The organism is Pseudonocardia nantongensis (genome assembly GCF_046546495.1).
GTDB classification, from domain to species: Bacteria; Actinomycetota; Actinomycetes; order Mycobacteriales; family Pseudonocardiaceae; genus Pseudonocardia; species Pseudonocardia nantongensis.
In genome coordinates this window covers 146,468-163,658 of record NZ_JBKGXT010000009.1, presented here as the reverse complement: position 1 = coordinate 163,658, position 17,191 = coordinate 146,468, and the positions used below count along the sequence as shown (strand labels likewise).

The window sequence follows — 17,191 nt, the reverse complement described above, 5'->3', positions numbered from 1 at the left end:
ATGGACGGCAGGTCACAGGTGCCCGAGCTGGTGGGGTTGAGCGTCGAGGACGCGCACGACACGGCCCTGGACGCCGGGCTGCTCGCCGTGGAACAGGACGACGCCGACCCCGACGCGGGGGAGTGGGGCTCCACGGGCGGGCTGACGCCGGTGCGCCGCGTGTACCGGCAGGAGCCCTCGCCCGGCAAGGCGGTGGCGACCGGCGCCCGGGTGGGGATCTGGGCCCGCCGTCCCGACGACCCGGGGCCGGACGACGGCGGCGGCGGCGGGGGCGGCGGCTCCGACCTGACCCCGACCGGTCCGGCGCCCCAGTCCGGGCGGGGCACCAAGTAGGCCCCTCCGGCGTCACACGAAGTAGCGCAGCACGACGTAGACCCAGGCCATGACGGTGCTCAGCAGCGTGACCACGATGCCGTACCTGGTGAACTGCCAGAACGAGATCCGGTGCCCGGTGCGCGCGGCCATCCCGATCGCCACCACGTTCGCGCTGGCGGCCACCGCGGTGCCGTTCCCGCCGAAGTCGGCGCCGAGCGCGAACGCCCACCAGAGCGCCTGGCCGGTCTCCGGGTCCGGGACGCCGGCCACCAGCTCCTCGACGATCGGGGCCATCGTGGCGGCGTAGGGGATGTTGTCGAAGAACGCGCCCAGCACCGCCGAACCGAAGATCAGCGCGGTCGCCGCGGCGACGTAGTCGTTCCCGACGACCTGCACCAGCCAGGTGCCGATCGTGTCGATCACCCCGGTGTTGCCCAGCCCGGCCACCATCACGAACAGGCCGATGAAGAACACCAGCGTGGGCCACTCGACGTCGGCCAGCGTGTCGTACACGTCGGCGCGGGTGACCAGCAGCATCAGTCCGGCCCCGAGCAGGGCGACGATCGAGGGCTCCAGGTGCAGCACGGTGTGCAGGGCGAACCCGGCGACGACCAGGCCCAGCACGCACAGGCAGCGCACCAGCAGCCGCGGGTCGGTGATGGCCCGGCGCTCGTTGAGCGTCATCACCTCGGCGACCCGGTCCGCGTTGTACTCGAAGTCCCTGCGGAACAGCACCCGGGTCAGCAGCACGAAGACCACGAAGACCAGCGTCACGATCGGCGCCATGTGCACGAGGAAGTCGTTGAACGACAGCCCGGCCCGGCTGGCGATGATGATGTTCGGTGGGTCCCCGATCAGGGTGGCCGCGCCGCCGATGTTCGAGGCGAGCACCTCGGCGATGATGTAGGGCTGGGCCCGGACCCGCAGCCGGTCGCACACCACGACGGTGACCGGGACGATCAGCATGATGATCGTGACGTTGTCCAGGACCGGCGAGGCGACCGCGGTGATGATCATCAGCATCACCATGAGCCGGTAGGGCCGGCCCTGGGAACGCTTGGCGGCCCAGATGGCCAGGAAGTCGAACAGCCCGGTCTGCTTGATCACGCCGACGATGATCATCATGCCGAGCAGCAGGAAGATGACGTTCCAGTCGATGCCGTCCTGTTCGGAGAAGAACACGGCCGCGCCGGGGGCCAGCCCGAGCGCCGTCATCACCGCGGCCGCGATCAGGACGGTGCGGACCTTGTCGGCCTTCTCGGTGGCGATGAAGAAGAACGCGACCGCGAAGACGCCCAGCGCGAGCAGCGCGCTCATCGCGGGTGTCCCGGCCCGCGTCCGGCGGGGGTCAGCCCTCGGGGTACGCGCGGGCGAGCGCGCCGAGCAACCGCTCCAGGACGACGCCGCCGACCAGGCGCCCGTCCGCGCCGACGACCGCGAGCAGCGGGCTGCGCACCCGGGCCATCAGGGCCGCGGCCTCCAGCAGGGTCGCGTCGAGGGCGATGACCCCCATCCGCTCCGGGCGCTGCGGCAGGCACTCGCCGACCGTGCGGTCGCCCAGCTCCTCCCAGAACAGGTCCGCGTGCGACTCGTCGATGGTCCGCACCAGCGACGGTTGTGCCTGGTGGGCACGGGGCACCGTCATCCGCAGGACCTGGGTGCCCGGTAGCACGGACGTCGGCACCGACCGCTCGTCGACGACGATCAGGCCCGGCAGCCGGGTGCGGGCCATCAGCCGTACCGCGGCCGCGACCGGCTCGTCCTCGGTGACCGTCGGCACGTCCTCGACGATGTCGTGGGTTCTCATGGCCGCGTTCCCTCGCGCATGTCGGGCCCCCCACGCTCCCGGCGCCGCCGGGCATCGGCGTGCCGGTCGCCGGAAGCATCCTCCCTCCGGGCGTCGCGGTCACCCCCTGGCCGCCTGCCCGCGTGCCCCGGTGCGGCGGCGGGCGCGGCCGGTGCCGGTCGGGGGTCGGGCCACCGGGCGACCGCGGGCCGGGGCCCGGGCCGGGACAGGCGGTCCCGGGAGAGGGTGGAGGTGCCGGCGCGATCGGCCGATTCGGGCGGCTCGCCATGGAGCGACGATACCGGTGTGATCCCGACTTTCCGGTCGGATCCGGCGACCGGATCGGTCCTCGACCGGATGCCTGCCGATCCGTTCGGGCCCCGCCGGGATGCGATGTCCGGCGACGTCGGTCCGCACAATTGGGGAATTCCCGTGGAGTCGGAGGAGCGCCGCTACCGGTCCCGGGGTGTCGTTCCTACCGTTCCGGTTGCACGGCGGACGAGGGGTGCGGCCATGACGGGGACGGGAACGGTGATCCGGGTGCTGCCCCGGATCGGCGCGGGATGGACGACGCCGGCCGGCCGGATCTCGGCGCTGCTGCTCGAGGCCCTGGAGGAACCGCAGCTCGGACCGCTGTGGATCTGCCGCCCGGCGCTGCGGGCGTGGGGCCGGATCGGTGCCCGGGCGCGCGCCGAGCAGGCCCGGCCCGGCTACCCGGCGGGACCGTGCCCGCGGCTGTGCCTGCTCCCGGTCGATCCGGACGACCTGGTCGCGCTCGGCGCCGCGGCTGCGGCGCTCGGAGCGGGGCTGCTGCCCGGCGCCGATCCCCGGATCGCCGCGGTGTCGGCCCGTGCGGCGGCCGGGTGCGGGACGGACCCGGTGACCCCGGTCCGCGAGCTGGCCAGGATGCACGGGACGCTGGATCTGGACCACGGGCCGGACGCCGAGCTGCTCTACGTGCTGGCCGGGGTCGCCGTCGACGACGAGGCGGTCCGGGCGGCCCGGGACCGGATCGCCGTCCGGGTGACGACGATGTGGGCGGCCGGCGCGGACCGGCCCGCGCCGCACCGGGTGGGTCCGCCCGCCGCGGCCTGAGCGTCGGCCGGGCAGGCCGGAGGCCGCCCCGGGCGCGGGCCGTGGCCGGGAGCCGGTAGCGGGTAGGTTCGGCGGTTCCCCGCGGACGAACGGAGACCTGCGTGTCCGAGCATCCACCTGCCTGGTTCACCGACGCGCTCGCCGCCCCGGCCGGGACCGGCAGCACCGAGGTCGACGGCGTGCCGATCGCCTATCGGACCTGGGGCGAGCCGGGCGGGCCGGGCGTGCTCCTGGTGCACGGCGGTGCCGCGCACAGCCGGTGGTGGGACCACGTGGCCCCGCTGCTGGTCGAGGCCGGCCGCCGGGTGGTGGCGCTCGACCTGTCCGGGCACGGCGACTCCGGCCGCGCGCCCGGCTACGACCTGCACCGCTGGGCCGGTGAGGTGCTGGCGGTCGCCCGGCACGCCGGCGTCGGGCCGCGGCCCACCGTGGTCGGGCACAGCATGGGCGGGTTCGTCACGCTCACCGCTGCCCTGCAGCACGGCGACGAGCTGGCCGGCGCCGTCGTCGTCGACTCCCCGGTCCGGGACCGCTCGCCGGAGGAGATCGCGGCCCGGCAGCAGCGGGCGTTCGGCCCGACCCGGGTCTACCCGGACCGGCCGACCGCGCTGGCCCGGTTCCGCACGGTGCCCGAGCAGGACGGGGACCTGCCCTACGTGCGCGCGCACATCGCCGAACACAGCCTGCGCCCGGTCGACGGCGGCTGGAGCTGGAAGTTCGATCGGCGGATCTTCGGTGGGATCGGGCTGACCCCCGGCGAACTGACCCGGCCCGGCTGCCGGGTGGCGCTGCTGCGCGCCGAGCACGGGCTCGTCCCGGCGGACATGGGGGAGATGGTGGTGGACCGGATGGGCCGCGCCGCGCCGGTCGTCGAGATCCCCGGCGCGGGTCACCACGTGATGATCGACCAGCCGCTCGCGCTGGTGACGGCGCTGCGCACGCTGCTCGCCGACTGGGAGTACTCGCTGCCGGTACGCCCACGGGAACCGCTCGGCGTCGAGTGAGGACGTTCCGGTCGTAGGGTGCGGGTATGACTGACGAGGCGACCCACGACGAGGTGCTGGTCGAGCGGCGCGACGGCGTCGCGCTGATCACGATCAACCGGCCGGCCGCGAAGAACGCGCTGAACGAGAACGTCGCCCGGCGGATCGCGCACGCCGTCGACGAGCTCGACGCCGACGACGACTTGCGGGTCGGCGTGCTGACCGGCGCCGGCGGGGTGTTCTCCGCCGGGATGGACCTCAAGGCGTTCCTGCGCGGCGAGCGTCCGTCGCTGGAGAACCGCGGGCTCTGCGGGATCACCCGGACCCCGCCGCGCAAGCCCATGGTGGCGGCCGTCGAGGGCTGGGCGCTGGCCGGCGGGTTCGAGCTGGTGCTCGCCTGCGACCTGGTCGTCGCCGGCCGCGGCGCCCGGTTCGGGGTGCCCGAGGCGAAGCGCTCGCTGGTCGCCGCGGCCGGCGGCGCGCTGGAGCTGCCGCGCCGGGTGCCGCGCGCGCTGGCGCTGGAGATGCTGCTGACCGGCGACCCGGTCGACGCCGCCCGCGCCGAGGCCGCCGGCCTGGTCAACCGGATCGTGGACGACGGCGGCGCGGTGGACGCGGCGCTGGCGCTGGCCGCGCGGATCGCGCCCAACGGGCCGCTCGCGGTCGCCGCCACCAAGCGGGTCGTCGTGGAGGGCGCGGACTGGGGCAGCGACCGCTGGGACCGGCACGACGAGGTCGTCGGGCCGGTGATGACCTCGGACGACGCCAAGGAGGGTGCCCGGGCGTTCGCCGAGAAGCGGGACCCGGTCTGGCGCGGGCGCTGAGCGGCCTCAGCGTCGATGTGAGCTCCGCAAGCTCCGCTCAGATGCCTGCCGCTCAGATACCTGTGGTGAAGGTCTGCCAGAGCAGCACGCCGTTGAGCGCCACCACCACCGCCGTGACGCCGATCGCGGCGGCGGTGGTGGCCCGGCTGTTGGCCAGGTCGCCCATCACGTCGCGGCGTGCGGTCAGCCAGACCAGCGGCGCCAGCGCGAACGGGATGCCGAACGAGAGCACCACCTGGGACAGCACCAGCGCCTGCGTCGGGTCCACCCCGAACCCGAGCACGACCAGCGCCGGGGCGAGCGTGAGCAGCCGGCGGACCAGCAGCGGGATCCGCCGGTGCAGGAACCCGGCCATGATCACCTGCCCGGCGTAGGTCCCGACCCCGGACGAGGCGAAACCGGACGCCAGCAGCGCGATCGCGAACCCGTACGCTGCGACGGTGTCGAGCCGGGTCCCGAGCCCGTCGAAGATCCCTTCCAGGGTGTCGGTGCCCGGCACCCCGGAACCGAAGAACAGCGCGGCCGCGATCACCAGCATGGAGAGGTTGACCAGCCCGGCCAGGCCCATGCCGAGGACGATGTCGGTGCGGCCGGTGCGGAGCAGGTAGCGGGTGTCCTCCGGCGAACGGGCGACCAGCCGGCGCTGGGTGAGCGCGGAGTGCAGGTAGATCACGTGCGGCATCACGGTCGCGCCGAGGATCCCGGTGGCCAGGACCAGGCTGTCGATCCCGGAGAAGGCCGGCGCCAGCCCGCCGGCCAGCGCGCCGGCGTCGACGTCGAGCCGGAACAGTGTCGAGACCAGTCCGACCAGGATGATCGCGAGCAGGAACACGATCGCCCGCTCGAACGGCCGGTGCCCGCGCGACTGCAGCGCCAGCAGCCCGAACGCGATCACCCCGGTGATCAGGCCGCCGTGCAGCAGCGGGATCCCGAACAGCAGGTTCAGCGCCACCGCGCCGCCGATCACCTCGGCCAGGTCGGTGGCGACCGCGACCAGCTCGGCCTGGCCCCACATCAACCGGGCGCCCCAGCGCGGCATCCGCTCCCGGCACAGCTCCGGCAGGTTCGATCCGGTGGCCACCCCGAGCTTGGCCGAGAGCGCCTGGATCAGCATGGCCATCAGGTTGGCCACCACGATCACCCACACCAGCAGGTAGCCGTGGCCGGCACCGGCCGAGAAGTTGGTGGCGAAGTTGCCCGGGTCGACGTAGGCGACGGCGGCCACGAAGGCCGGACCGAGCACGACCAGCCGGCCACGCCAGCCGCGGCGCCGCAGTTCCTCGACCGATGCTGGGCCCTGCTGCACCGCCGTCATTCCTGCACCGCCGTCATACCTGCACCGCCGTCATGAGCGATCTCCCGGCCCTTCCGCGCCCGAGCCTGCACGAACTCGACGTGTAGGCGAGGCTAACTCTGCGCGGCGCCCTGCGACCGGGTCAACCCCGCCGGGCGGCGGACCGGGTCACAGGTGGCGGTGCATGACGTGCAGGCCGGTGGTGCTGCCGTCGGGCAGGGCGAACGCGTCCGGGACCACACCGATGGTGTCGAACCCGAGCGCGTGCCACAGCGCGACGGCAGGGGTGTTGGTCGCCACGACGGCGTTGAACTGCATCGCCGAGTAACCGGCCGTCCGGGCCAGGTCCAGGACGTGCTCGCCGAGCGCCCGGCCGGTGCCGCGGCCGGCGCGTGCCGCGTCCACGGCGAAGCTCGCGGTCGCCACGTGCGAGCCCGGCCCGGGCTGGTTCGGGCCGGTCTTCGCGGTCCCCACGACGGTGCGGCCCCCGTCCGGCCCGTCATCGACCGCGACGACCACCCGGCCCGGCGGCTCCAGCATCCACATGCCGTGCGCCCAGGACTCGTCGACGTCGACCGGCACGGTATACGTGCGGCCCTCGGCGAAGATCGGGCGCAGTACCGCCCAGATCGCCGGCCAGTCGTCGTCGTGGGCGTCCCTGATCTCCATGAACGGTCAGGGTAGGTAGAGGTCGCGTGCCCCGGCGTCGAGGGCCTCGACCGCGCCCGCGGTGCGCTCGGCAAGCCAGGCGTCGAAGCCGTCGACGGCGCCCTCCTCGACGGCGACGGTGAGCGTCACGTCGGCCCCGTGCGCGACGTCGCGCAGCCGGTACGGCGAGGCCCGCAGGTCGTGTTCGAGACGGCCGGCCCGGTCGTGCGGGACCGCCAGCAGCAGCTCGCGATGCCGGACCCGGCGCAGCGTGCCGACGGCGTCCAGGGCCTCGGCCAGCACCCCGGAGTAGGCCCGCACCAGGCCGCCGGCGCCGAGCTTGGTGCCGCCGAACCAGCGGGAGACGACGGCGACGACGTCGGTCAGCTCCCGGCGGGTGAGCACCTCCAGCATCGGGACGCCCGCGGTGCCGGAGGGCTCGCCGTCGTCGTTGCTGCGCGCGGTGACGTTCCCGGTGCCCGGGTCACCGATCCGCGACGCGGTGCAGTGGTGGGTGGCGTCCGGGCCGGCCCGGCGCACCCGGGCGATCACCGCGCCCGCCGCGTCGGCGTCGGCGACCCGGGCCACCGTGCAGGCGAAGCGGGAGCGGGCGATCTCGATCTCGTGGGTGCCGTCCCGGCCGATCACCTGCACGCGGCCCCGTCCCGGGGTCCCGGTCCCGTTACCGGTCCTCCCGTTCGTCGGGGTCGGAGGGCTCGGGGGCCGCCAGCTTCAGCGGGCGCAGCCACACCCAGACCACGAACAGCACGCCCACGACGAGCATGCCGATCCCGGTGTCCAGGTTGAGGTTGGTCCCGCCGGTCTTCGCCAGGTTGGCCGGGTCGTTCCCGGACACCAGGCCCATGATCAGCAGGACGATCCCGTAGACCCCGAACAGCAGCGCGATCACCGATCGCAGGTCGAACAGGTTGCTCGCGGTGGTCGATGCCGGGGCGCCGGCGGGGCCGCCGGTCGTGTCGTCGATGTCGGACATCGTTCTCTCCTTCTCCGGTCTCAGCCGACCACGATGTACAGGACGACGGTCAGCACCAGCACCGCGATCCCGAGCACGGCGGGCGAGCGATACCAGCCCGCGTCGTCGCCCTCGGTGGAGTGCATGCGCTGCTCCTTCGGTGTGAGGCTCCAGACGAGGCCGGTCAGCTGCGCCTCCGGCTTCGGTGTGCTCACCAGCGACACCGCGCCGGCCACCCCGACGCCGAACACGAACGCCGCGATCGCGCCCAGGAAGCTGCCCGCCTGGCTGGACATCGAGAGCACCCCGAAGCGGACCAGCATGTCCACGACGATCGCCGCGGCGGTACCGGAGAGCAGGCCGATCCAGGCCGACGGTCCGGTCATCCGCTTCCAGAACAGACCCAGGATGAAGATCGCGAACAGCGGTGCGTTGAAGAAGCTGAACAGCGACTGGATGTAGTCCATCAGGTTCTCCGAACCGGAGGCGATGAACGCGGTGCCGATCGCCAGCACGCAGCCGACGATCGTCACCATCCGGCCGACCTGCAGGTAGTAGCGGTCCTCGCGGTCCGGACGGACCCAGTCCTGCCAGATGTCGTAGGTGAACACGGTGTTGAACGAGCTGATGTTGGCCGCCATGCCCGCCATGAACGCGGCCAGCAGGCCGGCGATCGCGACACCCAGGATGCCGTTCGGCAGCACCTCCTTCATCAGCAGCGACAGCGCGTTGTTGTAGGTGATCCCGTCGACGTCGTCGACGCCGGTCGCCTTGATCTGGCTGATCTGCGGCACCAGGATCCCGGCGATCATGCCGGGGGTCACGATGACCAGCACGACCAGCGCCTTCGGGAACGCACCGATGATCGGGGTGCGGCGCGCGGCGGACATGCTCTTGGCCGAGAGCGCGCGCTGGACCTCGGCGAAGTTGGTGGTCCAGTAGCCGAAGGAGAGCACGAACCCGAGGCCGAACACGATGCCCAGCACCGACAGGAACGGGTTCGCGATCTCGGTCAGCGGGGTGCCCGGCCAGGCGTTCAGGTCGGCACCGCCGCTGGGGCCCTCGGTGACCGCCTGCGTCAGGCCGTCCCAGCCGCCGATCCGGTTCAGGCCGGCCACGGTCAGCGGGATGAGCAGCGCGAGGATCACGAAGAACTGCAGGACCTCGGTGTAGATCGCGGCCGAGAGCCCGCCGAGGCTGATGTAGCCGAGCACCACGACGGCGGCGACCGGGATCGCCACATACAGCGGCCAGCCGAGCAGCGCCTCCAGGACCAGGCCGAGCGAGAACAGGTTGACGCCGGCGATCAGGATCGAGGCGACCGCGAAGATCACCGCCTGCACCCGCTGGGTGGTCTTGTTGAACCGCTTGAGCAGGAACTCCGGGACGCTGCGGGCCTTGGAGCCGTAGTAGAACGGCATCATCACGATGCCGAGGAACACCATCGCCGGGATCGCGCCGAGCCAGTAGTAGTGCACCGTCGGGATGCCGTACTGGGCACCGTTGGCCACCATGCCGATCAGCTCGATCGCGCCCAGGTTGGCCGAGATGAACGCCAGGCCGGTGATCCAGGCCGGCAACGACCGGCCGGACAGCAGGAAGTCCAGGCTGGACGACACCGAGCGACGGGCCGCGAAACCGATGCCCAGCACCAGCACGAAGTAGAACGCGACCAGCAGGTAGTCGACCAGGTTCGGGTCGAGCCGGAGGATCTCGGCGGTCGTCATGCCGTGCCCCCCTGTCGTCCTCCCGTGGCCCGGCCGGGGGCCGTCTCGCCGTGATCCATCTCGGGTCGCTCCTCGGCGTTGAGTCGGTCTGTGCGGAGTGCTCGCGGTTCGATGTGGCCTGTGCCACAGTTGTGCGAGCCAACGAACAAGGTAGCCCGAAGTCGGACAGAAGTGAACACGTTCGCGCGATTCCGAGACCGGACGGTGATCTGTCACTCGCGCCGTGCGCGTCCTGCCCGGGGCGGTGGGCAGGCGTTATTGCTGTCCGTTCGGATTTGTTGCATTCTGTGCGGGTGATCGCGTGCAGCGGGTCGGCCGGGGCGGTGCGGGCATGAGTCTGCTGGCCGAGCAGCGCCGTGAGGTGATCGTCGAGCAGGTCCGCACCCGCGGCGCGGTCCGGGTGTCCGAGCTGGCCGAGCACCTGGACGTCTCCGAGATGACCGTCCGCCGGGACCTCGACGTGCTGGCCCGGCGGCGGCTGGTCGACAAGGTGCACGGCGGGGCGACCGCGGTCGGCGAGCACCCGACCGAGGAGCCGGCGTTCTCCGCGAAGGCCGTGCGCGAGCTCGACGAGAAGGAGGCGATCGCCGCCGAGGCGGCGGCGCTGGTCGAGCCGGGCGCGGCCGTCGGGCTCTCCGCCGGGACGACCACGTGGCGACTCGCGCACCTGCTGGCCCGGGTGCCGCGGCTGACCGTGGTGACGAACTCGCTGGCCGTGGCCGAGGCGCTGCACGCCGGGGGCGCCGAGGGCCGGGGCAGTACGGTGATCCTCACCGGCGGGGTCCGGACGCCGTCCGAGGCCCTGGTCGGGCCGGTCGCCGTCGCCGCCCTGCGCTCGCTGAACCTGGAGATCGTCTTCCTGGGCGTGCACGGGATGAGCGCCGCGGCCGGGTTCTCCACCCCGAACCTGACCGAGCGGGACACCAACCGCGCACTGGTCGACGCCGGGCAGCAGCTCGTCGTCGTCGCCGACCACACCAAGTGGGGGACCGTCGGCATCTCGACGATCGCCGAGCTCGGTGAGGCCGACGTGCTGGTCACCGACGACGGCCTGGCCGGCACCGACCGCGCGGTGCTGGAGGGCGAGGTGGACCGCGTGATCATCGCCCGGAGCGGGAGGTAGACGACCAAGGTGGAGACGACACGGTGCAGAAGCTGACGACCCGGCTCGCCGACGGGCGCGAGATCCTCTGGTTCGACGAGCCGGGCCGCGCCCCGCGCGATCCGGCGGCGCTGGTCGACCAGCGGGACATGCCGCCGGTGGAGCCGGCCTCCGAGCTGCGCTACGACGCCCTGCTCGGCGAGTGGGTGACGATCGCGGCGCACCGGCAGAACCGGACCTACAAGCCGCCGGCCGACCAGTGTCCACTGTGCCCGAGCCGGGACGGCCGGCACACCGAGGTGCCCGCACCGGACTACGACGTCGTCGCGTTCGAGAACCGGTTCCCCTCGTTCGGCTCCGCACCCGGCGCCCCGCCGCCGGCGGTGACCGGCGACGACCCGGTCGCCGCGGCCGGGCGCTGCGAGGTCGTCTGCTTCACCTCCGACCACACGACACCGTTCGCGCGGCTGAGCCCGGAGCGGGTGCGGCTGGTGCTGGAGGTGTGGGCCGAGCGCACCGCCGAGCTGGGCGCGCGGCCGGGCGTGCGCTACGTGTTCCCGTTCGAGAACCGGGGCGCCGACATCGGGGTCACGCTGGCCCACCCGCACGGCCAGATCTACGCCTACCCCTACGTGCCGCCGTTCCCGCAGCGGATGCTGGCGCAGGTGGCCGCGCACCGGGAGGCGACCGGGGAGAACCTGTTCGACAGCCTGCTGACCGCCGAGCGGGCCGGCGAGCGGGTCGTCGCCGCGGGGGAGCACTGGACGGCGTTCGTGCCCACCGCCGCGCGCTGGCCGGTGGAGGTGCACCTCTACCCGCACCGCCCGACCCCGGACCTGCCGGCGCTCGACGAGGCCCAGCGCGCCGAGTTCGGCCTGATCTACCTGGACGTGCTGCGCCGCCTCGACGCCCTCTACGACGACGAGCTGCCCTACGTCGCCGCCTGGCAGCAGGCCCCGGTGCGCGAGGCCGACGGCCGTTTCGACGCCCGGCTGCACCTGCGCGTGCACTCGATCCGGCGGGCGCCCGGGAAGATCAAGTATCTGGCCGGGTCGGAGGCCGGCGCCGGGGCCTTCATCTCCGACGTGCTCCCCGAGGCGGCCGCCGCCCGGCTGCGCGACCTCGGACCCGGGGCCGCGGACGGTGGTGTCGGGCGTGGCGGGATGCCGGGCGGGACCTCCCCGGAACCGGGCCGGTGAGCGCCGAGGCCGGTCGCCCCTCCCCAGGGGTGACCGGCCTCTACGTTCTCAGGGAGTCGGCTGTTCTCCGGAGTGGGCTCAGAGCCGCAGCGCGTTGTGGAACGGCATCGCGTCGACGTCGGAGTACTTGACCGGCTCGCCGCTGGTGGACGCGTGCAGGATCTTGCCGTTGCCGTCGTAGATGCCGACGTGGCTGACCGGGGAGTAGAAGAAGACGATGTCGCCGGCCTTCAGCTCGTCCTGCGAGACGTCCTGGCCGTCCACCTGGGACTGGGCCTTGGAGTTGCGCGGCAGCTCCTTGCCAGCCTGCTCGAACACGTACTGCATCAGGCCGGAGCAGTCGAAGGAGCTCGGGCCGGTGGCTCCCCACTCGTAGGGCTTGCCCAGGTGCTTCTTGGCCTCGGTCAGCGCCTGGGCCCCGACGGACGAGCCGGTCGAGGCACCGGCGCCCTCGCCCACGCCGTCCCCGGCACCCTCGCCCGCGCCGTCCCCGGCGCCGTCCCCGGCGCCCTCGCCCGCGTCCTCTGCGGTGCTCGCGCGCTCCTCGGCGGCCTTCTCGGCCTTCTCCTGGGCGACGGCGGCGATCCGCGCGGCGTCGGCCTGCTCGAAGGCCTGCGGCACGGCGGCGGAGACGCTCTCCAAGCCCTGGTTGAGTGAGGTCGCGGCGTTGCTGGTGCCCGGGCCACCGCCGGCCTCGGAACCGGCGGCCGGGACGGAGAGCCGCATCGTGTTCTCGGTGGCCGCGCCTGCGAGGTCGACGCCCTGCTCACCCTCCTGGGGGCCCGGCTCGCCGAGGGCGGTCACGACACCCATGACGGCGGTCGCGCCGACGAGGGTGGCCGACATGGTGGCGGCGACCGCGCGCGGGTTGCGGCCGAACGAGCCGGTCGCCGAGCCGCTGTTCTGGATCAGGCCGATCGCGCCGGTGGCGCCCGCGGTGCCGGCCGGGACGTCCCGGGTGATCATGGTCTGGTCGTCGCCGGGCGGACCGGTGGGCGCCGGGGCGAGCCGCTCCCGGTCCGGGGCGTGTGCGCCGCCGGTGCGGGCGGCGCGGCGGCCACCCGGGGCCGGGGTGTCGAAGCCGGCCTCGGAGTAGCGGGCGAGCAGCTCCGCGGCCGAGATGCCGGCCGTGGCGTCGCGGTCGCGCCGACGTCGGGGGGCCGCCTGGCCGGAGTCGGGGGTCTCGGCCGGATGGGTCAGTGCAGTGGTCATGAGTGAAGTCCTCGCCGCCCCGGGGCCGTCACGGCCGGGGAGCCGCACGTTCCCGTCCCGCCACCTGCTGGGTGGGCGCCAGGGGGAGTGTCGGCGGGCGGGCTCGGACGGCCGACCAGGCGCACCAGCCGGTGTGTCCCGGCCAGCGTGAAGGACCGTAACCGGTCCGTGATGGGCTTGCTCGGATCACCCCGGCCGCTGCGACGAGCGGGCGTTCCTGCGCGATTCGCGTGCGAACAACGGGGCCGGACGGTGTACGTGGTGCCCCGTTCGGACGCGGTGACCGGTGCCCTGCGCGACGAACGGTCGGGCCGGGTGGGTGACGCGAGGACGATCCCGGCGGTGTGACCGCCGAACGGCGCAGCAGCCGGACGGGGTGTGGCTCGACGCCCGGCCTCCCGACACCGCCCGCATCCGTTCTGCGACCATCGACGGGTACGTGCGCTCCGGCGCGCGGAGGACGACAGCGTCGCCGGACCGGGCCCGACCGGGCCGGAACCGCACGAGGATCCGGGAGGGCGAGTCCGTGCCGGAGCGACCATCCGGCCCGATCTGGGTCGGCGAGATCGCCCACCGGTCTGTCCCCGGGCCCTCCGGCGGTGCCGGCAGCCGGGCGGCCGACAGCCGGGTGAGCGGCCTCGAGGTGCCCGCCCGGTTCGTGGCGGCCCGCCTGCTGGTGACCGACGGCGGGACGCCGGTCGGGCAGGTCGACCTCTCGTTGCGGTCGGGCCGGGCGACCGCGGCCGAGCTGGCCGCGGCGACGGCCGCGGTCGCCGGGGCGGAGCCGCCCGCGCGGCCACCCACCTCGGACCGGCCGCTGACCGTGGTGATCGCGACCCGCGGGCGTCCGGAGAGCGTGCGGCGCTGCCTGGCCGCGGTGCTGGCCGGCGACCACCCCGCCGTGACCGTGCTGGTGGTGGACAACGATCCGCCGGACGACCGCACCCGCGAGGTGCTGGCCGGGGTCGGCGACCCGCGGGCCCGCTACGTCCGGGAGCCCCGGCGCGGGGCGTCGGTGGGCCGCAACCGGGGACTTGCCGAGGCGCAGACCGAGATCGTCGCCTTCACCGACGACGACACCGAACCCGACCCGGGCTGGGCGTCCCGGATCGCCGGTGCGTTCGCCGACGACCCGCAGCTGACCGGGCTGAGCGGGCCGGTGCTGGCGGCGCGCCTGGAGACCCCGCAGCAACAGGCCGCGGACGTCGCGCTGGCCTGGAACAAGGGGTTCCTGCCGCGCCGGTTCCGGCTGGACGACCCGCCGTCCGAGTCGCCGGTGTTCCCGTTCTCGCCCGGCCTGTTCGGGATCGGGGCGAACATGGCCGTGCGCGCGGCGCCGGTGCGCGCGCTGGGCGGGTTCGACGAGGCGCTCGGGCCGGGCCGGCCGACCCGGGGCGGCGAGGACATCGAGTTGCTGGTGCGGATCGTGCTGGCCGGCGGGACGCTCGGTTACCTGCCCGCGGCGCTGGTGTGGCACCACCACCGCCCCTCCGACGGCGAGCTGCGGAACCAGCTCGGCGGGTACGCGCTCGGGCTCGGGGCCTTCCTGGGCAAGGTGACGCAGGACCCGCGGGGCCGGCGGCTGGCGCTGCGCCGGTTCCCGGCCGGAATCGCCCGGCTCCGCGAGATCGTGCGCCGCGAGTCGGCCGGTGCCGGGGAGCCGGGGCCGGCCGCCGGTAGCGAGACCGCGGCACTGCCGACCGGCGCGGGCGCGCGCAAGGTGCGCGGGCTGGTGACCGGGCCGGTGCTCTACCTGCGCACCCGGCGTCAGGTGCGCGCCGAGGGCGGGACCTGCCCGCCGCTCACCCGCTGATCACGGCGGGTCCCCGGCGCCGTCAGACCCGGCCGGCGTGCAGCGGTTCCGGGGTGTCGAGCTCGGCGGCCGCGGGCGCGTCGGAGTGGCCGAGCGCGCTCCGGTAGACGTCGGCGAGCCGGCCGGCCCAGCCGGCGGCCTCGAACCGGTCCAGGAAGCGCGTCCGGGCCGCGGCCCCGCGCCGGGCCCGCAGCTCGGGGTCGCGGACCATCCGCAGCAGGTCGTCGGCGATCCGCGACGACGTCACCGGCGTCAGCGCGCCGGTGTCCCGGGTGACGATCTCCGGAATCCCACCCACCCGGGTCGCGACGGCCGGGGTGCCGGTGCCCTGGCCGAGCACCAGCACCCGCGGCATCGTGTCGTGCCGGGTGGTGTGCAGTTGCAGGTCCGCGGCCCGCAGCAGCGCCACGGGGTCGGACCGGCGCCGGAACGCCACCCGGCCGGACAGCGCGTCGTCGGCGGACACCCGGGACTCCAGCCACGGCCGCAGCGGCCCGTCGCCGCCCAGCACCACGGTCAGCGGCTCGTCCTCGGGGATCTCGGCGATCGCGTCCAGCAGCATGTCCTGGCCCTGCCCGCGGCGCATCGGGGCGACCGACACCGCGACGACCTCGTGCTCGTCGACGCCCAGGCCGCGGCGCAGCCGGCCGGCCTCCTCCGGGGTCCCGACGCCGGGGTCCGCGGCCCCGTCCGGGATCACCGACAGGCCGGTTGTCGAGCCCGCGACCCGGTGGTACCAGTCCCGCTGCAACGCCGACGTGGCGATCGTGCGGGTCATGAAGCGCTTGCGGGCCAGCGTCTTGGCGGTCCGGCGGAGCCGATCGGCGCGGTCCGCGGGCTGGTCGTGGATGTGGTGCAGGGTCGAGACCGCCGGTGTCCGGAGCCGGGCCGCGGCGGCAGCCCCGACGACGTCCGCCCGGGCTCCGTGGGTGTGCACCAGGTCCACGCCCTGCGCGCGGAACGCCTCGACCACCTTGCGTACCGCGCGCGGGTCCCACGGCGCGACGTTGAGCTCCACCGACGTCGCGGCGGCGCGGTCCAGCCCGGCGGCGACGGCGGGGTCGCCGGATGGGGCCAGGGCCACGACGACCAGCTCGATCCCGGCGGGGGGCCCGGCCGCGGCCAGGTCGACGAGCGCGGCGGTGACCCCGTGGGGGTCGAGGGACTCGACGAGGTGTCCGATCTTCACGGTGCTTCGGCCTCCCGGATGGCGGGCGTGGAGATGTCGGTCGGCGTCGGGCCCGACACTACCGAGTGACGGGGGCCGGTGACGGGTCGTGGCGCCGCACGCCGCGGGGGTCTGCGCCGGACGGGTGCGACGGTGGCCCGTCCGGGCCGGTGGGCGGCGGCCGGTCGGGGGATCCGGCCCGGGGCGGGCCGCGTCCATTACGGTCAGTGGCGTGCGGACGGTGCTGGTGATCGGGATCGGCGCGGGCGACCCGGAGCACCTCACGCTCCAGGCGGTCGGCGCGCTGCAGCGGGCGGACGTCGTCTTCGTGATCGACAAGGGCGACGCGAAGGACGACCTGCTGGCGCTGCGCACCGAGATCCTGGACCGGCACCGCTCGGACGGCGGGTACCGGCTGGTCACCGCGCCCGAGGTGGACCGGGACCGCGGGCCCGAGGTGGCCGGGGACGACGCCGCCTACCGGGACGTCGTCGTCGACTGGCAGGACCGCCGCGCCCAGCTCTACCGGGACATGCTGGCCGGCGAGCTCGCCGACGGCGGGACCGGCGCGTTCCTGGTCTGGGGCGACCCGTCGCTCTACGACGGCACGCTGCGGCTGCTCGAGCGGGTGCTGGACGGTGCGCCCGGCGAGTGGCGGCTGGAGTCGGTCGCCGGGATCTCCAGCGTCGCCGCGCTCGCGGCCGCGCACCGGCTGATCCTGAACCGGGTCGGGCGGCCGGTGCTGATCACGACCGGGCGCCGGATCGCGGAGGGGATGCCGGACGGCGTCGACGACGTCGTCGTGATGCTCGACGGGCGGACGGCCTTCACCGCGCTGCCGCCCGAGCAGCGTGCCGAGCTGCACGTCTACTGGGGTGCCTACCTGGGCACCCCGGACGAGCTGCTGGTCGCCGGCCCGCTCGACGAGGTGGCCGACGACATCCTCCGGGTGCGGGCCGAGGCGCGCGGGCGCAAGGGCTGGATCATGGACACCTACCTGCTGCGCCGGGGCGCCGAGGAGCGTTAGCGGCCCGGTCCCGGGGCCGTCGCCG

17 protein-coding genes are annotated in these 17,191 nt (G+C 74.4%); 8 read left to right on the top strand and 9 right to left on the bottom strand.

The window, feature by feature from the left end:
- The gene (locus ACLFMI_RS12195) at nt 1-333 is read left to right on the top strand and encodes a PASTA domain-containing protein (protein WP_410947914.1); all 333 of its coding nucleotides are present in this window, start codon (nt 1-3) and stop codon (nt 331-333) included.
- A 12-nt stretch (nt 334-345) separates the two neighbouring features.
- Here the strand turns inward: ACLFMI_RS12195 and ACLFMI_RS12190 are convergent, their stop codons facing one another.
- On the bottom strand, nt 346-1,632 hold the full coding sequence (locus ACLFMI_RS12190) for an ArsB/NhaD family transporter (protein ID WP_410947913.1): 1,287 nt from the start codon (nt 1,630-1,632) through the stop codon (nt 346-348).
- A gap of 31 nt (nt 1,633-1,663) precedes the next feature.
- Nucleotides 1,664-2,122 (bottom strand): CBS domain-containing protein, encoded by a 459-nt coding sequence (locus ACLFMI_RS12185; RefSeq protein ID WP_410947912.1) that lies wholly within the window; start codon nt 2,120-2,122, stop codon nt 1,664-1,666.
- A 492-nt stretch (nt 2,123-2,614) separates the two neighbouring features.
- On the opposite strand from ACLFMI_RS12185, the gene ACLFMI_RS12180 reads away from it, so the two are divergent.
- From ACLFMI_RS12180 to ACLFMI_RS12170, 3 genes are all read left to right on the top strand, one after another.
- A complete protein-coding gene (locus ACLFMI_RS12180) occupies nt 2,615-3,196 on the top strand; it encodes a hypothetical protein (protein WP_410947911.1) in 582 nt (193 codons plus the stop codon).
- A 101-nt stretch (nt 3,197-3,297) separates the two neighbouring features.
- Nucleotides 3,298-4,200 (top strand): alpha/beta fold hydrolase, encoded by a 903-nt coding sequence (locus ACLFMI_RS12175; protein WP_410947910.1) that lies wholly within the window; start codon nt 3,298-3,300, stop codon nt 4,198-4,200.
- A 26-nt stretch (nt 4,201-4,226) separates the two neighbouring features.
- Nucleotides 4,227-5,003, top strand: a complete 777-nt coding sequence (locus tag ACLFMI_RS12170) for a crotonase/enoyl-CoA hydratase family protein (RefSeq protein WP_410947909.1) — start codon at nt 4,227-4,229, stop codon at nt 5,001-5,003.
- A 52-nt stretch (nt 5,004-5,055) separates the two neighbouring features.
- Here ACLFMI_RS12170 and ACLFMI_RS12165 read toward each other — a convergent pair whose 3' ends face one another.
- The 5 genes from ACLFMI_RS12165 to ACLFMI_RS12145 all read right to left on the bottom strand — a co-directional run bounded on the left by ACLFMI_RS12165 (nt 5,056) and on the right by ACLFMI_RS12145 (nt 9,645).
- Complete coding sequence (locus ACLFMI_RS12165) at nt 5,056-6,318, bottom strand: Nramp family divalent metal transporter (RefSeq protein ID WP_410947908.1); 1,263 nt, start codon at nt 6,316-6,318, stop codon at nt 5,056-5,058.
- 147 nt (nt 6,319-6,465) lie between these two features.
- On the bottom strand, nt 6,466-6,966 hold the full coding sequence (locus ACLFMI_RS12160; RefSeq protein WP_410947907.1) for a GNAT family N-acetyltransferase: 501 nt from the start codon (nt 6,964-6,966) through the stop codon (nt 6,466-6,468).
- Between the two features lie 6 nt (nt 6,967-6,972).
- Nucleotides 6,973-7,599, bottom strand: a complete 627-nt coding sequence (locus tag ACLFMI_RS12155) for an IMPACT family protein (protein ID WP_410947906.1) — start codon at nt 7,597-7,599, stop codon at nt 6,973-6,975.
- Between the two features lie 28 nt (nt 7,600-7,627).
- Nucleotides 7,628-7,939: a hypothetical protein gene (locus tag ACLFMI_RS12150; protein WP_410947905.1), complete on the bottom strand. Its 312-nt coding sequence runs from the start codon at nt 7,937-7,939 to the stop codon at nt 7,628-7,630.
- A 20-nt stretch (nt 7,940-7,959) separates the two neighbouring features.
- Entirely contained in the window at nt 7,960-9,645 is a 1,686-nt protein-coding gene (locus ACLFMI_RS12145; RefSeq protein ID WP_410947904.1) for a sodium:solute symporter family protein, read from the bottom strand.
- 331 nt (nt 9,646-9,976) lie between these two features.
- Between ACLFMI_RS12145 and ACLFMI_RS12140 the strand changes: the two genes are divergently transcribed.
- Nucleotides 9,977-10,768 carry a DeoR/GlpR family DNA-binding transcription regulator gene (locus ACLFMI_RS12140; protein WP_410947903.1) on the top strand — a complete coding sequence of 264 codons (792 nt, stop codon included), beginning with the start codon at nt 9,977-9,979 and terminating at the stop codon, nt 10,766-10,768.
- A 23-nt stretch (nt 10,769-10,791) separates the two neighbouring features.
- Nucleotides 10,792-11,946, top strand: a complete 1,155-nt coding sequence (gene galT / locus ACLFMI_RS12135) for a galactose-1-phosphate uridylyltransferase (protein WP_410947902.1) — start codon at nt 10,792-10,794, stop codon at nt 11,944-11,946.
- Nucleotides 11,947-12,024: 78 nt separating this feature from the next.
- On the opposite strand, the gene ACLFMI_RS12130 is transcribed toward galT, so the two are convergent.
- Entirely contained in the window at nt 12,025-13,158 is a 1,134-nt protein-coding gene (locus ACLFMI_RS12130) for an NlpC/P60 family protein (protein WP_410947901.1), read from the bottom strand.
- 628 nt (nt 13,159-13,786) lie between these two features.
- Between ACLFMI_RS12130 and ACLFMI_RS12125 the strand changes: the two genes are divergently transcribed.
- A complete protein-coding gene (locus ACLFMI_RS12125) occupies nt 13,787-14,971 on the top strand; it encodes a glycosyltransferase family 2 protein (protein ID WP_410947900.1) in 1,185 nt (394 codons plus the stop codon).
- 22 nt (nt 14,972-14,993) lie between these two features.
- On the opposite strand, the gene ACLFMI_RS12120 is transcribed toward ACLFMI_RS12125, so the two are convergent.
- Nucleotides 14,994-16,160 (bottom strand): glycosyltransferase family 4 protein, encoded by a 1,167-nt coding sequence (locus tag ACLFMI_RS12120; protein WP_410947899.1) that lies wholly within the window; start codon nt 16,158-16,160, stop codon nt 14,994-14,996.
- A 211-nt stretch (nt 16,161-16,371) separates the two neighbouring features.
- Here ACLFMI_RS12120 and cobF point away from each other — a divergent pair, with 211 nt between their 5' ends.
- On the top strand, nt 16,372-17,166 hold the full coding sequence (gene cobF, locus ACLFMI_RS12115) for a precorrin-6A synthase (deacetylating) (protein ID WP_410947898.1): 795 nt from the start codon (nt 16,372-16,374) through the stop codon (nt 17,164-17,166).
- Nucleotides 17,167-17,191: the final 25 nt, after the last annotated feature.